The following is a 17,176-nucleotide window of genomic DNA, read 5'->3' as shown; positions in this document are numbered from 1 at the left end:
TCTAGTTCTTTAATAGGTTATCGAAATAAGGCTTGTACAGCTTCAAATCACTTTTTATCATAGCGGTAACGCCATCTCCCGTAATGGTGGCTCCAGCTATGGCATCCACTTCATTATCCGTTTTGTTTTCATTTTTCGGATCAGCATTTCCTTTAGCAACTGTAATGCCTTTAAATGCACCATCTTCGCTTAACAAATGCTCGCCGATAAAATCATCCATAAAAAAACGTTGCTTAATGTTTGCTCCTAAACCAGGCGTTTCACCTTTATGGTCAAAATAAGCACCTTTCACTACCATTTTATCATCCATCGCCACATAGCCCCAGATAGCATCCCACAGACCTTTTCCGTATATAGGCGCAACATAAACTTTATTGCCGTTTTTATCTTTTCCAACAAACAATGGCAATTTTCTAACACCACCATCCTTGGCATTGCTCTTTTGCTTTTTAATATTAATTAGGTAAGGTTCTTGACCATTGTTTGCTTTCATGTACTCCTCACGAGACATTTGCTTTGTCAATTCACCATCCTGAGACTCCAATACCCATTGCTCAACAACATTTTTTTGAAACAATTCAGGAGCATCAGTAGTGGCCACAAAATTTGCGCTACTTTCATCATTCTCATTGATGCCCATAGCATATAGAATGTTTTGTTGCTTTTCGATACGCTCATTCTCTGTAATCGTCGGCTTTAAAGAAGACGCCGTAAAGGCCAATAAAGCACCAACGACAATTACCATACCTATGGCGAATAAAATCGTATATGAATTCTTATCAGTATCAATTGCCATAATTACGCTGTTTTAACTTTTAAACGTTTCATCCTTTTCTTCACATTACCTTGAACCACATAATGGTCGATGGTTGGGGCAAATACATTCATCAACAAGATGGCCAACATCACACCTTCTGGATATGCCGGGTTGAACACACGGATTAAAATTGAAATAAATCCAACTAAGAAACCGTAAATCCATTTCCCTTTATTAGTCTGTGATGCCGTAACCGGGTCAGTTGCCATAAACACTGTACCAAAGGCAAAACCTCCGATAATTAAGTGTTTCCACCAATCCGTACTCATTAATCCGTAAAATTTACTACTATCTGAAATGATTCCTGCATCTACAACAGAATTGAAAATCAATCCCATTACAATCGCTCCGATCACTGAGGACAGCATAATTCGCCAGCTTCCAATTTTAGCAAACACTAGGAATAGTCCGCCTAATAGAATCAATAATGCCGATGTTTCCCCAACGGAACCAGGAATAAACCCAAGGAACATATCCGAAGCCGAATAAGCCACCTCCTTGCTTTGCGCCAAAGTTCCTAAAATGGTTTCACCAGAAATGGCATCTAAATTTTCACCAGCCGCGATAGCTTGATCTCTTGCCACAGCACCGTGAACCCACACTTTATCTCCTGACATCCAAGTAGGATATGCAAAGAATAAAAATGCTCTGATGGTTAATGCTGGGTTTAAGATATTCATCCCTGTACCACCGAATACTTCCTTTCCGATAACGACTCCGAAAGCAACTGCAACGGCCAGCATCCACAATGGAATGTCAACAGGAACGATTAAAGGCACAAGCATTCCGGTAACCAAATATCCTTCCTCAACTTCGTGTTTCTTAATCACAGCGAAAAGGAACTCGATCGCCAAACCTACGCCATAGGATACTACTACCAATGGTAAAATCTTCCAAAGTCCAATTACCAAATTATCCCATGTCCAAAATTCACCACTTAAAAATCCACCGGATACCGCTTGAATTTCACCCAATGCCAAATGGTGCTGATAACCCGCATTGAACATCCCGAAAATCAAACATGGTACCATGGCCATGATGACCGTGTTCATAGTACGCTTTAAATCGTCAGCGGCCTTGATGTGCGTGCCACCATGGGTGGTTTCATTCGGCAAGTACAAAAACGTGTGAATGGCGTTAAATGCTGGCGCCATCTTCTTGTTTCGGTACTTTCGCTTTAAAACATGTAATCTCTTTTTTAAACTCATTATCCTATCTCTTTAAGCATTAAGTCTAAACCTTCTCTTATAATTTTTTGATGTGGTTGTTTCGACACACAAACAAATTCTGTTAACGCAAAATCCTCAGGAGCTACTTCATACATCCCTAAAGCTTCCATTTCGTCTAAATCTTGGTACATACATGCCTTCAGGATTTGCATTGGATAGATATCCAAAGGAAATACTTCTTCGTAATTCCCAGTAACCACAAAAGCACGATGCTCCCCATTAGTATTGGTATTTAAGTCGTAACGTTTCTTTGGATTCAACCATGAAAAAGTCATTGCCCTTGAGGTTGAAACTTTATCAAAAATCGGCTTATTCCATCCGAAAAGCTCATAATCATCACCCTCTGGAATCACAGAAATTACATTGCTGTAATAACCCAAATACCCATCTGGCTTGATTTCTTTTCCTGAAAGCACATTACCCGAAATGATTCGCGCATTGGCTCTCTTTTCTATGCCCTTGTCATAAATCATGGTGGACACTTCGCAACCCAATTTGGTAACAAAATAACGCGGTGCTTTTACAGAAGAACCTACCAAAGCCACAATACGCTCAGCATTAAACTGGCCTGTCAAAAGCAATTCCCCAATAATCACTAAATCCTGCGCATTTACGGTCCAAACAACTTCACCCTTATTCACGGGGTCGATTTTATTGATTAAAGTGCCAACGTTACCTGCTGGGTGTGGACCAGAAACTTTATGCAAAGTCACGCCTTGCAATCCTGCTAATGGCGAACTGGAACTCTTTCCAACTGACACGTGTACTTGTCCTTCGGTCAATTTACCTAAGGCAGTTACTGCAGCCTGCAATTCAGCTTCCTTTCCCTGAAGTGTAAAATCCAAATCGGCCGCCAAAGGCGCACTGGCATATCCAGAAACGAAAATCGATTTTGGAGCTTTTTCAGGATTGGCAATAACATCGTACGGCCTCTGCTTTATGAATGGCCAACAACCGGTTGCCAATAAATGAGACTTTATGTCTTCTGCGCTGGCGGAATCCACATTAACCTTACCATTTTCCTGAAAGGTCTGCTTTTTATCTGCCTGAATCTTTATCTCTAAAATCTTGCGCTTTGCACCACGGGCAATTTCTAAAACCTCACCAGAAACTGGCGAAACAAACTTAATAGCTTCGTTAGATTTATCATAAAACACAGGCTCGCCCGCTTTTACTTTTGTACCAACTTTAGAAATTAACTTAGGAATAACGCCGTGGAAATCTTCAGGTCTAATTGCGTAAAAGTTACTCAAAATTGCCTTTTCGGAGGTTTTTTCGGCTTCACCTTTTAGCTTAATGTCTAGACCCTTTTTAATGCGGATGTCGTTTGACATATTTATTTTTAATTGAAGTTAGTTGACTAAAAATCTGTGCAAAAATACAAAGTAAAAAGCAGTTACCACAAAAAAATGAGACAGAATTTTAAAGTATTAAAGTATCTTAAGCTTTAGGCATCAAATTTGATTATATTTACAAAAAAGAGTTGAATGCATAATAAATTTTCTTTCGTTTTCTGTCTTTTCTTTTTGTGCTTAAACGCCCAAGTTGAAGAAGTTAATCCTCCTGATTATATCAAATCCATCACTTTCAAAAGCACGAGTAGTGCGCTTGGGGAATTGCCCATTCTAAAGTTGGGCGAAACCTTTTATTTGGAGTTTGATGCATTAGTGAGCAACGAGCCCGATTTTTATTATAAAATTGAACATTACGATTACGATTGGAAAGAGTCCATTTTAGTACGCACAGAATTTATTTTGGGAGTGGATAATTTCCGGATTCAGGATTACCGCAATTCCTTTAACACCTTTCAAATTTATTCACACTACCGTTTAACCCTCCCCAACCAACAGACCAAACGTCTATTGGTTTCTGGTAATTATATGATTTCAATTTTTGACCGGGACGACAATTTGGTATTTTCCAGAAAATTAATGATTTATGAGGATTTGGTCACACCGGGTATCAGCATCAAACGTTCTCGAAACGTAAAGACTATCAACGAAATGCAGACCGTGGACATCGAGATTTCTACTGGGCCACAAATCAACAATCCTTTACAGACCATCAAAACCGTAATTATTCAAAACAGGAACTTGTATACCGCCATAAAAGACATCAAACCCCAATATACCTTGGGCAACAAACTCATTTACCGTTATGTGGACGAAACTGCGTTTTACGGAGGCAACGAATATCTGTTTTTTGAAACCAAGGACGTACGCGCCGCTTCCATGGGCGTGCAGTTTATAGCTTTAGAGGACATTTACCATAGTTACCTGTTTACCAATTTGCCTCGAGCCAACCAACCTTATACGTTTTACCCCGACATCAACGGACAGTTTAAAATAACGGCTATCGACCGTGATGACGTTTCCATCGAAGCCGATTATGTGCAAATACATTTTTCTCTGAAACACCCTTACCTGACGGATGGCGAGCGTATTTATGTGTATGGCAATTACAACAATTATGCGTTGGACGATTACAACGAAATGTTTTACAATGAAGAACGGGGCACGTACGAAACCAACTTCCCGCTTAAGCAAGGCTTTTACAACTACAAATACGTGGTAGTCAATGCCGACGGTACTTTGGACGAAGGGCGCATTAGTGGCAATTTTTGGCAAACCGAAAACAACTACAAAGTCCTTGTTTATTATCGAAACCTGGGTGGCAGATACGACAGGCTCATTGGGTTTAACGAAGTTTCATCGACAAATATTACCAATTAACCCGTTTTAACGCTTTTTTTAAAGGCCGAAACCTTAAAATTGCTATTTTAGCAACCCAAAACCGTTGTATATCAATCCCTAGCATGGTTCAACAAGTTACAAAAGGCATAAAAATTTCGGTGGAAACCAACTTTGAAGGCACGTTTTATAAAAACTATAAAATCCAATATGCCTTTGGCTACACCGTAACTATTGAGAACCAAAGTAAGGACTCTGTGCAATTGTACGCTCGCCACTGGGAAATCCTAGATGCGCTAAACAACGTGGAAACCGTCACTGGCGAAGGCGTTATCGGCAAAAAGCCTGTCCTTAAACCGGGCGAGTCGCACACCTATACTTCTGGCTGTTTATTGACCTCCCCCTTTGGAGCAATGCAGGGCTACTACAATATGGTAAACTTTACCACCACCCAAAAATTTCAGGTAACAATACCGACGTTTAAGTTGAGCGCGCCGTTTGCGATTAATTAGGGCGTTACCCTAGCGGGTCGGGCTTTCACTACTCGCTCTCTTTGAGAGGAGCTCAAACAGGCCGTTCAATCCCTAACGCAAAGCAAGTTGCAGAAAGTTAGCCCATGCAACGCCTCAGAATGACGGCCGCCATTAGAAGACTAACCGCTCAAACCGAAACACCCTCTCCCCCTGCTTCACATTAAAAAACTGGCAATTAGAATAATGTACAAACTCATAAGGGGCATCGCAGTCAAAACCCGTTTCCTGAACTCTAAAAACGGCATCGCAATCAATATTTCCATAGGGTGAAATACGGCGGAAGCCATATTCTGTCGCGCTTCCATTTTTGTGAAGCTCGAACCAAGCACCGGCGGCAATGCCCGAAAGCCATTGGGCATGGTCGGACTTGATTGCATTGTGCTTCGGCTCCAAAGTCCCCACAAAATTGACTTCGTGTTCTTTAAGTTTATCCAAAAAGTTCCGAACGTTTTCACTTTTCTGTGAGCCTTGAAATTCTGAAATTTTACCAGTTTCGGATACTTCATAAACATAATTTTCAGTATCGGCCAAAACCACATTCCCCACTGTACTCGGCGTAAACCATTTCGATTGGATCAAAGCTTTTTTAATACCAGCATCCGTAACCGAAGCTATCAAACTATCCGTAACAAATCGTGCACAATTGCAGGCCTCTTTTATAAATGCTGCATAGCGGATAAAATGCTTTTGCTGCATTTTTGTGATGTGCTCCCAAGCCTTTTGATAATCCACAGCATTGCATATCGAGGCTATCAATTTCCCATCACCATGGGTCAGTTTAGGATGGGTGCCTAAAAATTCTAAAATTTCATCGAGATTGGTTATTTTATCATTTTCGATGTTAGCCGTCAAAGGAAAATCCAATTCATTATCGGTATCTTTTCCTCGAACGCGCCCGTTGGGTTCAGGGGTTATGTAACGCCCAAAATCGTGGTATTCCAATTCACCCGTGGCTTTATTAATCAAGACCAATGCGGCATGCCCCGCGCGCAGGTAGTTTTTTTTACCAATTCCCAAATATCTTAAAAAAGGCGAATACCATTCGTCAGCTACCATAACAATGGTTTCGGGATAGGCCATGGTAATGATTATTCCCGTATTAGCCATTGACTGGTTGAGGAAATTTAAAGGTTTTGGAAGTGCGAATGTCTTTGATAAGATTTGCGTAACGCATTTCTACTGAACCGCCCGTCTTTTCAATTTGGGTGATACTAGTGGTTTTTACAAAACCACGATCCATAATGACACCATAATCCAAATTACCTTTCCCTGCGGTTTTATGAAATGTCATCACTGAGTTAGCATCAAGAATATGATGCGATTTAAAATCTTTAAACCAGTTTTGACGTTCAGTTCTCATCACTCCATTATATAATGTAGAAGACGACCAAATGTGCGCCTCAAAAGGCAATTCCTTTATATATTTTGTTGCACCATCCCAAACCAATTCATAAAATTCTGTTCCCTGATTCCAATCTGCAACTACAATCGTAAAAGGCTCAATATCATCATAATCATAGCTCCCCATGGTGTCTACAATATAATCTGCAACCATAAAATCCTTGGCTACAATGCCCCTACTCTTTCGGTATTTTGATTTGCGCTGGTGAAACTCAAATGCACCATTCAATACACAAACCACACGTTTTTTTTCGCTTATCCCAATCCAAGTTCCTCCTGAAAGTTCATCCTTCGGAAACAACATTTCGGTGCCATTTTCAGTATAAAAATCTGGAGTAAATGATACCCGTTCTGGGGCTTCATCCCTATTGGATGTTAAAATAAAATCGGTTTTCCCTTTTGGGACAATCGTAACGGTACACATGAAATTTGTAGTCTATTTACTTTAGGCCAACTTACAAAAAAATAAATAAAAACTATATTCATGAAGCGGACATAAATTCATAACCAAAAAACAGATCTATTAATAAAATTTAACGTCAATTTAAGGCATAATGGAGCTAAATTGTAATTTAATAATTCGTAAATTTGCACCCAATTCACTGAAAATTTTTTAACGAAAACGAATAAATCATGGGAAAAGGCTTTTTTAATGTACCAATTGCAGTTAACGAACCTGTTAAATCCTACGCTCATGGAACTCCTGAACGCAAGGCTGTTTTAGAGACCTACAAAACCATGTTTAACAGTAAAGTTGATGTACCGCTTTACATTAATGGTAAATACGTTTCAACTGGAAACACCAGAACCATGTCACCTCCGCACGATCACCAGCATAGTGTTGGCACGTATCACCTCGCTGAGCAAAAACATATTGATGAGGCTATTTCCACTGCTTTGGAAGCTAGAAAATCGTGGAGTCGAATGCCATGGGAACAGCGAGCAGGTATCTTTTTAAAAGCTGCAGAATTGGTTGCCGGCCCCTATCGTGCCAAAATTAATGCGGCAACCATGATAGCACAATCCAAAACCATACATCAAGCCGAAATTGATGCGGCTTGCGAGCTTGTGGACTTTTTACGTTTCAATGTGCAATTTATGACGGACATCTACGCCGAACAACCCGAAAGCACCAGCGATGCGTGGAATCGAGTGGAATATAGGCCGTTGGAAGGCTTTACCTATGCTGTTACGCCATTCAACTTTACGGCCATTGCCGGAAACCTCCCGGCTTGTATGGCGCTGATGGGCAACGTGGTGGTTTGGAAACCGAGCGATAGTCAAGTCTATTCAGCCAAAGTGATTATGGATGTGTTTGAGGAAGCTGGAGTGCCACCCGGAGTCATCAATGTTATCTTTGGAGACCCTGTGATGATTACGAATACCGTACTGGCAAGTCCTGATTTTTCAGGATTGCATTTTACTGGTTCAACATTTGTGTTTAAAGAACTTTGGAAACAAATCGGGAATAATATTCATAACTATAAAACCTATCCAAGAATCGTTGGGGAAACGGGCGGGAAGGATTTTATCATCGCCCATAAATCGGCAAACCCGAAACAAGTTGCTACAGCCATTTCGCGAGGCGCCTTCGAATTCCAAGGACAAAAATGTAGCGCGGCCTCGCGGGCCTATATTCCAAAAGGTATTTGGAATGAAGTTAAAGATTTGGTTATTGCCGACGTAAAATCCTTTAAAATGGGATCTCCAGAAGATATGGGCAATTTTATTACTGCCGTGATTCACGAGGGCTCATTTGACAAATTGGCAAAGTATATTGACCAAGCCAAAAAAGATAGTGATGTTGATGTTTTGATAGGCGGAGGCTACGACAAAAGCAAAGGCTATTTTATTGAACCTACCGTGTTGGTGACTTCAAATCCAAAATACACGACAATGTGTACCGAACTGTTTGGGCCTGTGATTACTATATATGTATATGAAGATGATGCCTACTCGGAGACCTTAAAGTTGGTTGATGAAACTAGCGAATATGCATTAACAGGAGCTGTTTTAGCTACGGACAGATATGCGATTACCGAGGCTACCGAAGCTCTGCAGAATAGTGCGGGTAATTTCTACATTAACGATAAACCTACTGGGGCAGTAGTAGGCCAACAACCTTTTGGAGGCGCAAGGGCCTCAGGAACCAATGACAAAGCAGGAAGTGCACAAAACTTGTTGCGTTGGGTATCCCCTAGATTGATAAAGGAAACATTTGTAACCCCTACGGACTATCGCTATCCGTTTTTGGGTTAGGAAAATATGTTTAATGAAGAGAGATCAATTGGTGAAATTGGTCTTTTTTTTGTCGTTTTTTAGGACTAAAAAGTTACAATTGAGAGCCATCCTTTTATTTTTCAACGACCACATAAAATTGTCTTATCTTAGTGAACCGTTATAGCAACTTACGCATTTAATTATGAAGTGTTACTCCTTTTTCCTCATCCTTTTTTTATTAAGCACACATTATATAACCGCCCAATGGACCAACCGATACCCTCAGGTAGATGGCTTTGGACACCACGTGTATTTGGAGGGTTATGAATTGCCTGTGATGAACTCTGGCGCTACCGACCCAGCACCGTCTCCTTCTGGAAAGGAAGCAGTGTTTTCGGCAAAAGGATGGCTGTGGCTGATGGATTTAAACACACAATCGGCACGTAGAATTACCTCCACTGGAGCCATGGATTTTAAACCCAATTGGTCGCCAGATGGGAAGCAGATTGTATTTGTTCGGGATACGGGATTGGATACTAAAATCATGCTGTTGGATATGGTTCAAAACAAAGAATCCCTCTTGGTTGACACCAAAGCTTTGGATTTAGACCCCATCTTTTCACCAGACGGCGCTTCGATTTATTTCGCTTCCGCGGAAAATGGCTCGTTGGATATCTGGCAATTGGATTTGGCCACCAAAACCAAAACGGCTCTCACAAAAGCAAAAAGTTTGGAGCGTTTGCCCATTCCGCTGAATTCAAAATATATGATTTATCTGAAAAAAACAGGGTTTTCATACGATTCGATCGAAGTGTATAGTTTGGACAACAATGAATCCTTGGCTTTGGCTGAAGAAAATTTTATGTCGCAAGCCTCATTTTCATTAAGTTCCGACCAACGGACTTTGGCATACACCTGGCCACAGGATGATGATTATGAACTTCGATTGTTGGATATTAAATATCCAGAAAGCAATTTATTGTTGACAAAAAGTAACACACTGCCCCTCAATCCAAAGTTTAGTAGCGACAATCAATGGATTTATTATTCCGAAACGAATACAAACGAGCATTCTGAATTGAAGCGTATTCGAGTGGGCGGTGGCAAGCCAGAGCTATTAGAAATCAAATCTTGGGAATGGAATGCCCCAACAGGAACACTTAAAATTACAAGTAAGGTGGATGGCAAAATCACACCCGTCCGCATGAGTGTTGTGGATGCTAATGGGCATCCCGTTGTACCCAATACGGGGATTATTCATTCCGAAGGGCAAAACGGCATGGTATTCTTTTATTCTGATGGAGAAATAGAATTACAAGCACCACATGGCGAACTCACCATAGCAGCTGTCCACGGATTATCCACTAAAAAAACAGTAGTCAAAACTACGGTGGGCACTGGATCCCACTCCACAGAAATCAATTTGAAAACCATTTGGAATGCCCAAGCCAACGGCTGGTACTCGGGCGATAATCATTTTCATTTAAACTATGGAGGCACCAATCAATTGGATCCTTCCGATATTGTTTTGGACTTAAAAGCCGAAAACATGGATGTGGCTTTTCCGCTATTGGCCAATTTGGGCAACCGTTTTTTACAACCATCTATTTGGGATTGGAAACGCACCGAACTCCCATTGATTCAATTTGGGCAGGAAGTCCGTTCGCATTTCCTGGGGCATTTGGGTCTCCTTGGAACAAAAGATATTTACTGGCCATGGGTCTGGGGGCCTTATTACGATGTGTACGGTCGAGATGACAGATTAAATGCCGAACCCTTGGAATTTGCCAGAGACCAAAACGCTTTGGGTGGCTACGTCCACCCTGTAAGTGTGCGCGACCCATTTACTGAAAGTGGTGCTAGGCGCATCCCAATTGAGCTGATTGCCGATTGCGTTTTGGGGAAAAGCGATTTAATTGAAGTGGGCTGTTTATGGAGTGATGAAATTGGAACCGCCAGCCTGTGGCATGAAATTTTAAATATCGGGCAACCTTTGGCCATTTCCGGGGGAAGTGATGTGATGAACGATTTATACCGAACGATGGCTATAGGCGTCACTCGAGTTTATGTAAAACCTGATGGGGATCTCTCCATTCCTAGTTATTTAGAAGCCCTAAAAAATGGACGCAGTTTTGTAACGAATGGCCCACAAATCCTATTTGAGGCAGATGGTAAAGAAGTTGGCGAAGTCATCAACACCAAAAGCAAAACAGTAAAATGGACTCTGGATGTGCATTCCCCTGCGCCTTTTGATCTGGTAGAAATTTTTGTGAACGGTGCAGTGGTTTGGTCCAAAAAAGGGAATACCAAGGCAGGGTCAAAAACGTATAAAGGCAGTATTGATGTACCAAAAGGTGGTTGGGTAACGGCCCGTGTTTCGGGTGGCGAAGTGGATTGGCCCTCGATGGACAGTTACCCTTTTGCGGAAAGCAGTCCGGTTTGGTTTAATTCGGTTGGGAGTACGGATGTTGAAGTAGCCAAAGCTTCAGCGACCACCCTTTTGAGATTGTTAAATGTTTCTGCCCAACGTTTAAAACGGGGCTATGGCGACAACCCAATTCCGAAATTGGAAGGGCATTTTGAGGAGGCGAAACAACATTTGGAAAGTATTATAAATGAATAACACAATGTCAGTTCGAGTGAATTTCACGATTGGAATGAGTGAAATTTGTATCGAGAACATTGATGTCTTATATAAAGTGGTTCTCGATACGATTTCTCATGCTTCGAAATCACTGGAACTGACAAGATTCTTTGAAAATAGCCTTAATCGATTTACTTCCTATTAAAATACCACCAATTCATCTCCCGGGTCAATTCAAAACCCAATCTTTCGTAAAGGCCAATGGCAGGATTGCCTTTGGTAGTGTGCAGAATAGGATGCTTGCCCGTTTTTAAAATTTCCTTGGTCGCATGTACCGTAAGCTGTTTTGCAAAACCACGCCGGGTATACTCAGGGTGGGTCACCACACCGCTCACTTCAATAAAACCATCCGTTTGCATACGTTGGCCACTGGTGGCTACTAATTTTCCGTCTTTGAAAATGCCATAGTACTCCCCCATATCGAAGGTTCGTCTTTGATAATACCCCGGCATCACCAGCCAGATTAAATCATAAATGGCCTGCATATGTGCTTCGGTTAATGGGACAATGGCTTCTGTCATTTCCACCTCAATCAAATCTTTTAAAACCATTTGGCATCCCTCCATTTTTTGGTTTAACACCACAAAAGTTTCATCATAGGACGGAACGTCTTTTTCAGAAACCAGGAAAAAACTATCCGTCAGTTTGGAATAGGCCGTCAATGCTTCTGCGGTTTTCGTGGCATCTGTAAATGCGCCAAAGGGACAAATCTCCGGGGCATAAAATACAACCTCATCGTATGAAACGGCAAACTTTTGATGCGTCTCGTTTAGGGAATGCCAAACGGGATTTTGTAATGTATTTTGAAAGTGGGTCAAATTTGTTACTGGCTTATACCTCAAAAGTAATTTGAAATGTTGAAATTTCTATAAAATTAACGCTTGGTTTTGATTTAAAAAGCTTGACTTTGTCAGAAAAAATAACGAACTTCGTTTAACAGCCGATAAACTTCATTAAAACGCGAGCTTATCTTGGTAAACGAATCCCAAAAAATTAAGAACCCCCTACAAAAATTCCCAACTTTTAAATTTTTACCAAACCTAAGCAAGCAAGCCCGCGTTAGGGATTGAAGCGGCATCCTTTTTAAAACTTAGAAACTATAAAACTTGCTAGGGATTAAAATTTTTGAGATTGCCACGTCGTACCTCCTCGCAACGTATTTTTTAAAAAGATATAGCGGAAAGCCCGACCCGACCTAAGGAGGGTAACGCCCAAAAAAGACATAAAATAAAACTTGAATTAATTATTTTTTGTCCTCTGTTTTCCCTTAAAATCCTTAATGTACTTGCTTGGTGTTTGTCCAAATTGCTTTTTAAAACATGTTCTAAAATACTTAGCATCCGAAAAGCCTACCATAAAAATAATTTCCGTAATGGAATATTGACCAGAAAGCATTAGTGTTGCCGCACGTTTTATTCGAATAGTTCTTATGAATTCTGAAGTGGACTGTCCTGTAATAGACTTTATTTTTTTGTGAAGTGCAGAGCGACTCATACCAATGTCTAACGAAAATTTTTCTACGGAATAATCTGAATTGTCTATATTTTTATCAATAAACTTAAAGGATTTTTTTAAGAAATCTTTATCTAGTTTACTGGACAGTTCTTTCCAACTGGAGGGCGTAGATTTTGTCTTGAATTTTTCAGCCCATTGCTGTTTGGTTTTTAAAATATTATTAACCCTAAGTCGCAAAATCTCCATATTAAAAGGTTTTAATACGAATTCATCGGCACCTGCCTCTAAACCTTCTTTTTCATTTTCTAACCCTAATTTTGCCGTAAGAATTATTACTGGAATATGACTTGTGTTTATATCATTCTTAATTGTTTTACACATTTCAACACCATTCATTATGGGCATCATTAAATCTGAAATTATTATGTCTGGCCCCATTTTTAATGCGATATCTAATCCTTCTTGTCCGTTTTTAGCATTTATTACTTTGTAATAGTTTTCAAAGTAATTAGATAAATATTCTCTTAAATCTGCATTATCCTCAACTATTAGTAATGTTGGAGTGTCCTTTGTATGCTCAACTTTTTTAGTGGCTCTTGGAGGCGTTATCAAGTCGCTTTTGAAATCTTTAACTTCATTTTTTACAAAACTAAAATCATATTGCTTAGGTTGAATTTCGAGCATGGAATCATCTTCATATTCTTCTTTTGATATGGGAATTGAAACTGTACAGGCTGTGCCTTTATTTACAGTGCTATCCATAGAAATGGTACCCTTATGGATTTCCACCAATCGCTTTGTATATGCTAAGCCCAGACCAGAGCCTGTTTGTATGCTGTTGCTTTCTTTTTTAACTTGATAAAACCTTTCAAAAACACTTGATAAATCTTCGCTAGATATTCCAACGCCTTCATCAACAACTTTTATAATGGCACAATCTTTACCGCCAATATTTTTTTTATCTATATTTATTGTAATGCTTTTACCTGAAGGTGTAAACTTAAAAGCATTGGATAATAAATTATACACCACTTTTTCAATTTTGTCATTATCAAACCAACCCTCAATTGATTTTTTATTAGATTTAAACTTAAAGTCCACTTGTCTTTCTATTGCAATTTCTTCAAAAGCCTTATAAATTTCAGTTAGAAAACTTACAAAATCTCCTTCCTCCACTATTAAATTTACATTGCCAGATTCTGCACTTCTAAAGTCTAATAATTGATTAATTAGCTTTAACAGTCGTGTTGAATTTTTATACATTATAGCATTTAAACGCTGTAAATATTTAGCATCATTACTTCCCTCCATAATTTGCTGTAGAGGTCCTATTATAAGTGTTAGCGGTGTTCTTAATTCATGAGAAATATTCGTAAAAAATCTTAATTTCATTTGATTCATCTCTTCGGACTTTTCATGTAAAGCACTCTCCAGTTTTATTTGATTTTTTAGTTTTATCTGATTCCATCTTACTCTATTTACGATAAAACCAATGACTCCTAAAAGGAAAATAAAAAATAGAATTGCAGTAGTTGTTAGATACCAAGGTGGTGTAATCGTTATCATTATTTCCTTGGGCACATCACTCCAAATCGATGAGCTATTAGAACCGTATACTTTGAAAACATAATCTCCAGGAGGCACGTTTGTATAAGATGCAAATTTGCGCTCTTGACCCGTCGTACTATGGGACTTTTCTTCAAACCCTTCTAAAACAAACTTACACCTGTTTTTTTTAGGGTTAGAAAAGTGCATGCTTGAAAACTCAAATTCAAAAGAATTTAAATCATATGGTAACACGATTTTTTCAGTTTCATTTAGCCCTTTATTTAATATTATTTTACCATCTATCTTTTCATTAACCTCAATAGATTCATTAAATAATTTAAAATCTGTGAGGGTAACTTGTGGCTTTTGAGTATTAACTGTTAGGTTATTAGGATGAAAAAAAGTAAATCCACCAACACCTCCACACAACATCATTCCAGATGATGTAAATTCCATGGCGTTATCGACAAACTGATCGACATTAAAGCCATCTTCTTTTTCAAAATATATTATTTTACCCGTACTAGGGTTTAATTTAGAAATTTGCCTTGTGTGAATAGACCAAATATTTCCCTTGAAATCCTCTTTTAATTGAGAAACAACATCACTAGGCAAACCATCCTCAACCGTATAATGAGTAAATTTATAATCATCTTTATTAGAGTAACTTAAACGGTTTAACCCTCCTCCATAAGTTCCAATATAAAGATCTCCATTTTTAGCTTGATGAATATCCACTATATGGCTACTACTTAAAGAATTTGAATCTTCAGGATTATTATAAAACTTTTCAAAAGTTATTTCACCTGTTGAGGAACGATTTAATTTGTTTAAACCATTAACCGTAGCTACCCACATAACTCCTTGGTCGTCTTCTATAATATCCCTAACGTTGTTACTAGATAAACTTGTAGAATCTTTACTGGACGCCTTATAATTAACCGCATAATAAGAGTTGGTTTGCTTGTTAAAGCTCATTTTTATAACACCCTTTCCCCATGAACCAAACCAAATATTTCCTTGCCTATCTTCTTTAATTGCAAAAACACGATTATCAATAATATTCCCAAAATCATCCTTTATATCATCAATTTCTTTGATATTATAGGTTTCAGATATTTCGTTGTACTGAATTTTAAACAGACCGTTTAAAGCTCCAACCCATATAGCCCCTTCACTATCGCTTATTAAGCGTTTTACTTCAGGAAACATTGTAGCTTTATCTGCTTTTATGCCTTTAACTGAATCTAAATAAATTATGGGAGACCCCGTTGTATTGGATTGGTTGTTTTTAAATACATCCTTATCTAGTGCGGTAATAATCCCATCTTCAGTTCCAAACCAAAAGTTCCCCTTTTTATCTTCACAGATTGTAACTATTTGTGATTTAAACAACTGCGATGAATATTTACTATTCAAATATTCGGTTGAATTGGAAAAAGAATGACTTTCTAAATCCATTTTAAACAAACCATTAGTTAAAGCACATAACCACAACACATTGGAGTTGTCAATAAAAATTTTCTGAAAATCTTGATTATCAATAACATTTTTTAATTGTTTATCGTTTGATAAATTTTTAATTTCCCCAGATTCGACGTTATAGTTTAGAAGCAACCTATTCCCAGCAATCCATATTCTTCCTTCTTTATCTCCAGACATATTAATTAAGCGTTGCTCTTTTAATTGACTAGGATTCATACTCGCTTTGAGTTCAATTTTTTTAGACTCAACAACTTTTAAATCGGCATTTAATTTTATATTGAGCAACTCAAGATCTTCATTTATAGCCCAAAACATATTTTTTGGGTATTCTAATATATCAAGTACGGTGCTTTCACTATCAAACAACGAGTCCGTATAATCTGTAGCTTTAATAGACAACTTGGGAGTTGTCCCGTCTCGTATAACATCGATTTGATGTAGCTTAACAGTTTTGGAAGGTGTTAATAACCAAAATTTACCATTTGCAGAAGGCTTAATATTTTCAATATTCAATTTAACACCACCATATTTATTCAAAAAAAACTCATATTTTAGTTTTCCTTTATCATCAATTTCGAAAAACTTTATACCATCTAAAGAACTAATAAGGAAAATCCCAGATTCAGACTGGTATATCCTGTTTTTACCTGTAAATACTGGTGTGTTGCCTGACTTAAAATAAGTGTCAATTTTTCCTGTGTCAGGGTTTATCCTATTAAGTCCAGATATTGTGCCTACCCAAATAAAACCATCTTTATCTTCAAATAATTTAAATATAACACTACTGCTTAAGCCTTTATTACCTGCGCCGTAATTATAATGCTTCATGGAATAGCCGTCATACTTGTTAACCCCATTTAAAGTGGCAAACCACAAGTAACCGTTCTTGTCTTGAATAATACTGGTAACCCTGTTGTGAGATAAACCCTCATCTGCACCAGTTTGATGTAATCGCCATTGCGAAAACATGGAGGTGTAGACTATTAAGAAAAAGCCAACTAAATAAAACTTTCTTATAGTTTTAATCATATTTACTAAATAACTTACAAAGCCTTGTTAAATATAAGTATAAAGCATTTCTAAATTAACCTCAAAATGCAAATACTATTAGACTATTTTTAGATTCTAATGATTTTAGTGAGTTGAATTATTGA

General features: G+C 38.6%; 11 protein-coding genes. 4 read left to right on the top strand and 7 right to left on the bottom strand.

Going from position 1 to position 17,176, the window contains the following annotated elements; genetic code table 11:
* Position 1: 1 nt before the first annotated feature.
* The 3 genes from ACFSR8_RS04395 to ACFSR8_RS04385 are packed head-to-tail and all read right to left on the bottom strand — an operon-like array spanning position 2 to position 3,380.
* Entirely contained in the window at positions 2–796 is a 795-nt protein-coding gene (locus ACFSR8_RS04395) for a Na(+)-translocating NADH-quinone reductase subunit C (protein WP_380289445.1), read from the bottom strand.
* Between the two features lie 2 nt (positions 797–798).
* The gene (locus ACFSR8_RS04390; RefSeq protein WP_380289443.1) at positions 799–2,025 is read right to left on the bottom strand and encodes an NADH:ubiquinone reductase (Na(+)-transporting) subunit B; all 1,227 of its coding nucleotides are present in this window, start codon (positions 2,023–2,025) and stop codon (positions 799–801) included.
* The gene (locus tag ACFSR8_RS04385) at positions 2,025–3,380 is read right to left on the bottom strand and encodes a Na(+)-translocating NADH-quinone reductase subunit A (RefSeq protein WP_380289441.1); all 1,356 of its coding nucleotides are present in this window, start codon (positions 3,378–3,380) and stop codon (positions 2,025–2,027) included. Before ACFSR8_RS04385 ends, ACFSR8_RS04390 begins: the two co-directional genes overlap by 1 nt.
* Positions 3,381–3,533: 153 nt before the next feature.
* Here ACFSR8_RS04385 and ACFSR8_RS04380 point away from each other — a divergent pair, with 153 nt between their 5' ends.
* Positions 3,534–4,778 carry a type IX secretion system plug protein gene (locus ACFSR8_RS04380; RefSeq protein WP_380289439.1) on the top strand — a complete coding sequence of 415 codons (1,245 nt, stop codon included), beginning with the start codon at positions 3,534–3,536 and terminating at the stop codon, positions 4,776–4,778.
* Positions 4,779–4,861: 83 nt separating this feature from the next.
* The gene (gene apaG / locus ACFSR8_RS04375; RefSeq protein WP_380289437.1) at positions 4,862–5,248 is read left to right on the top strand and encodes a Co2+/Mg2+ efflux protein ApaG; all 387 of its coding nucleotides are present in this window, start codon (positions 4,862–4,864) and stop codon (positions 5,246–5,248) included.
* A 132-nt stretch (positions 5,249–5,380) separates the two neighbouring features.
* Here the strand turns inward: apaG and ACFSR8_RS04370 are convergent, their stop codons facing one another.
* Together ACFSR8_RS04370 and ACFSR8_RS04365 are read right to left on the bottom strand one after the other, a co-directional pair.
* A complete protein-coding gene (locus tag ACFSR8_RS04370) occupies positions 5,381–6,376 on the bottom strand; it encodes a DUF6695 family protein (RefSeq protein ID WP_380289435.1) in 996 nt (331 codons plus the stop codon).
* The gene (locus ACFSR8_RS04365) at positions 6,369–7,094 is read right to left on the bottom strand and encodes an NRDE family protein (protein ID WP_380289433.1); all 726 of its coding nucleotides are present in this window, start codon (positions 7,092–7,094) and stop codon (positions 6,369–6,371) included. Before ACFSR8_RS04365 ends, ACFSR8_RS04370 begins: the two co-directional genes overlap by 8 nt.
* A gap of 209 nt (positions 7,095–7,303) precedes the next feature.
* Here ACFSR8_RS04365 and pruA point away from each other — a divergent pair, with 209 nt between their 5' ends.
* Positions 7,304–8,929 carry an L-glutamate gamma-semialdehyde dehydrogenase gene (gene pruA / locus ACFSR8_RS04360; protein WP_380289431.1) on the top strand — a complete coding sequence of 542 codons (1,626 nt, stop codon included), beginning with the start codon at positions 7,304–7,306 and terminating at the stop codon, positions 8,927–8,929.
* 163 nt (positions 8,930–9,092) lie between these two features.
* Positions 9,093–11,513: a CehA/McbA family metallohydrolase gene (locus ACFSR8_RS04355; RefSeq protein ID WP_380289429.1), complete on the top strand. Its 2,421-nt coding sequence runs from the start codon at positions 9,093–9,095 to the stop codon at positions 11,511–11,513.
* A 152-nt stretch (positions 11,514–11,665) separates the two neighbouring features.
* On the opposite strand, the gene ACFSR8_RS04350 is transcribed toward ACFSR8_RS04355, so the two are convergent.
* Positions 11,666–12,352: a GNAT family N-acetyltransferase gene (locus ACFSR8_RS04350; protein WP_380289427.1), complete on the bottom strand. Its 687-nt coding sequence runs from the start codon at positions 12,350–12,352 to the stop codon at positions 11,666–11,668.
* Between the two features lie 421 nt (positions 12,353–12,773).
* Positions 12,774–17,051 (bottom strand): hybrid sensor histidine kinase/response regulator transcription factor, encoded by a 4,278-nt coding sequence (locus tag ACFSR8_RS04345; RefSeq protein WP_380289425.1) that lies wholly within the window; start codon positions 17,049–17,051, stop codon positions 12,774–12,776.
* Between the last annotated feature and the right edge of the window lie 125 nt (positions 17,052–17,176).

Origin of the sequence: Hyunsoonleella rubra, from assembly GCF_042684665.1 — a bacterium.
GTDB lineage: Bacteria > Bacteroidota > Bacteroidia > Flavobacteriales > Flavobacteriaceae > Jejuia > Jejuia rubra.
This window is presented reverse-complemented; position numbering and strand designations above follow the sequence as displayed.

Coding starts and splice junctions, on each gene's coding strand:
- ACFSR8_RS04345 (WP_380289425.1), bottom strand. CDS start 17,051: ATGATTAAAACTATAAGAAAGTTTTATTTAGTTGGCTTTTTCTTAATA.
- ACFSR8_RS04355 (WP_380289429.1), top strand. CDS start 9,093: ATGAAGTGTTACTCCTTTTTCCTCATCCTTTTTTTATTAAGCACACAT.
- ACFSR8_RS04365 (WP_380289433.1), bottom strand. CDS start 7,094: ATGTGTACCGTTACGATTGTCCCAAAAGGGAAAACCGATTTTATTTTA.
- ACFSR8_RS04395 (WP_380289445.1), bottom strand. CDS start 796: ATGGCAATTGATACTGATAAGAATTCATATACGATTTTATTCGCCATA.
- ACFSR8_RS04390 (WP_380289443.1), bottom strand. CDS start 2,025: ATGAGTTTAAAAAAGAGATTACATGTTTTAAAGCGAAAGTACCGAAAC.
- apaG (WP_380289437.1), top strand. CDS start 4,862: ATGGTTCAACAAGTTACAAAAGGCATAAAAATTTCGGTGGAAACCAAC.
- ACFSR8_RS04370 (WP_380289435.1), bottom strand. CDS start 6,376: ATGGCTAATACGGGAATAATCATTACCATGGCCTATCCCGAAACCATT.
- ACFSR8_RS04380 (WP_380289439.1), top strand. CDS start 3,534: ATGCATAATAAATTTTCTTTCGTTTTCTGTCTTTTCTTTTTGTGCTTA.
- pruA (WP_380289431.1), top strand. CDS start 7,304: ATGGGAAAAGGCTTTTTTAATGTACCAATTGCAGTTAACGAACCTGTT.
- ACFSR8_RS04385 (WP_380289441.1), bottom strand. CDS start 3,380: ATGTCAAACGACATCCGCATTAAAAAGGGTCTAGACATTAAGCTAAAA.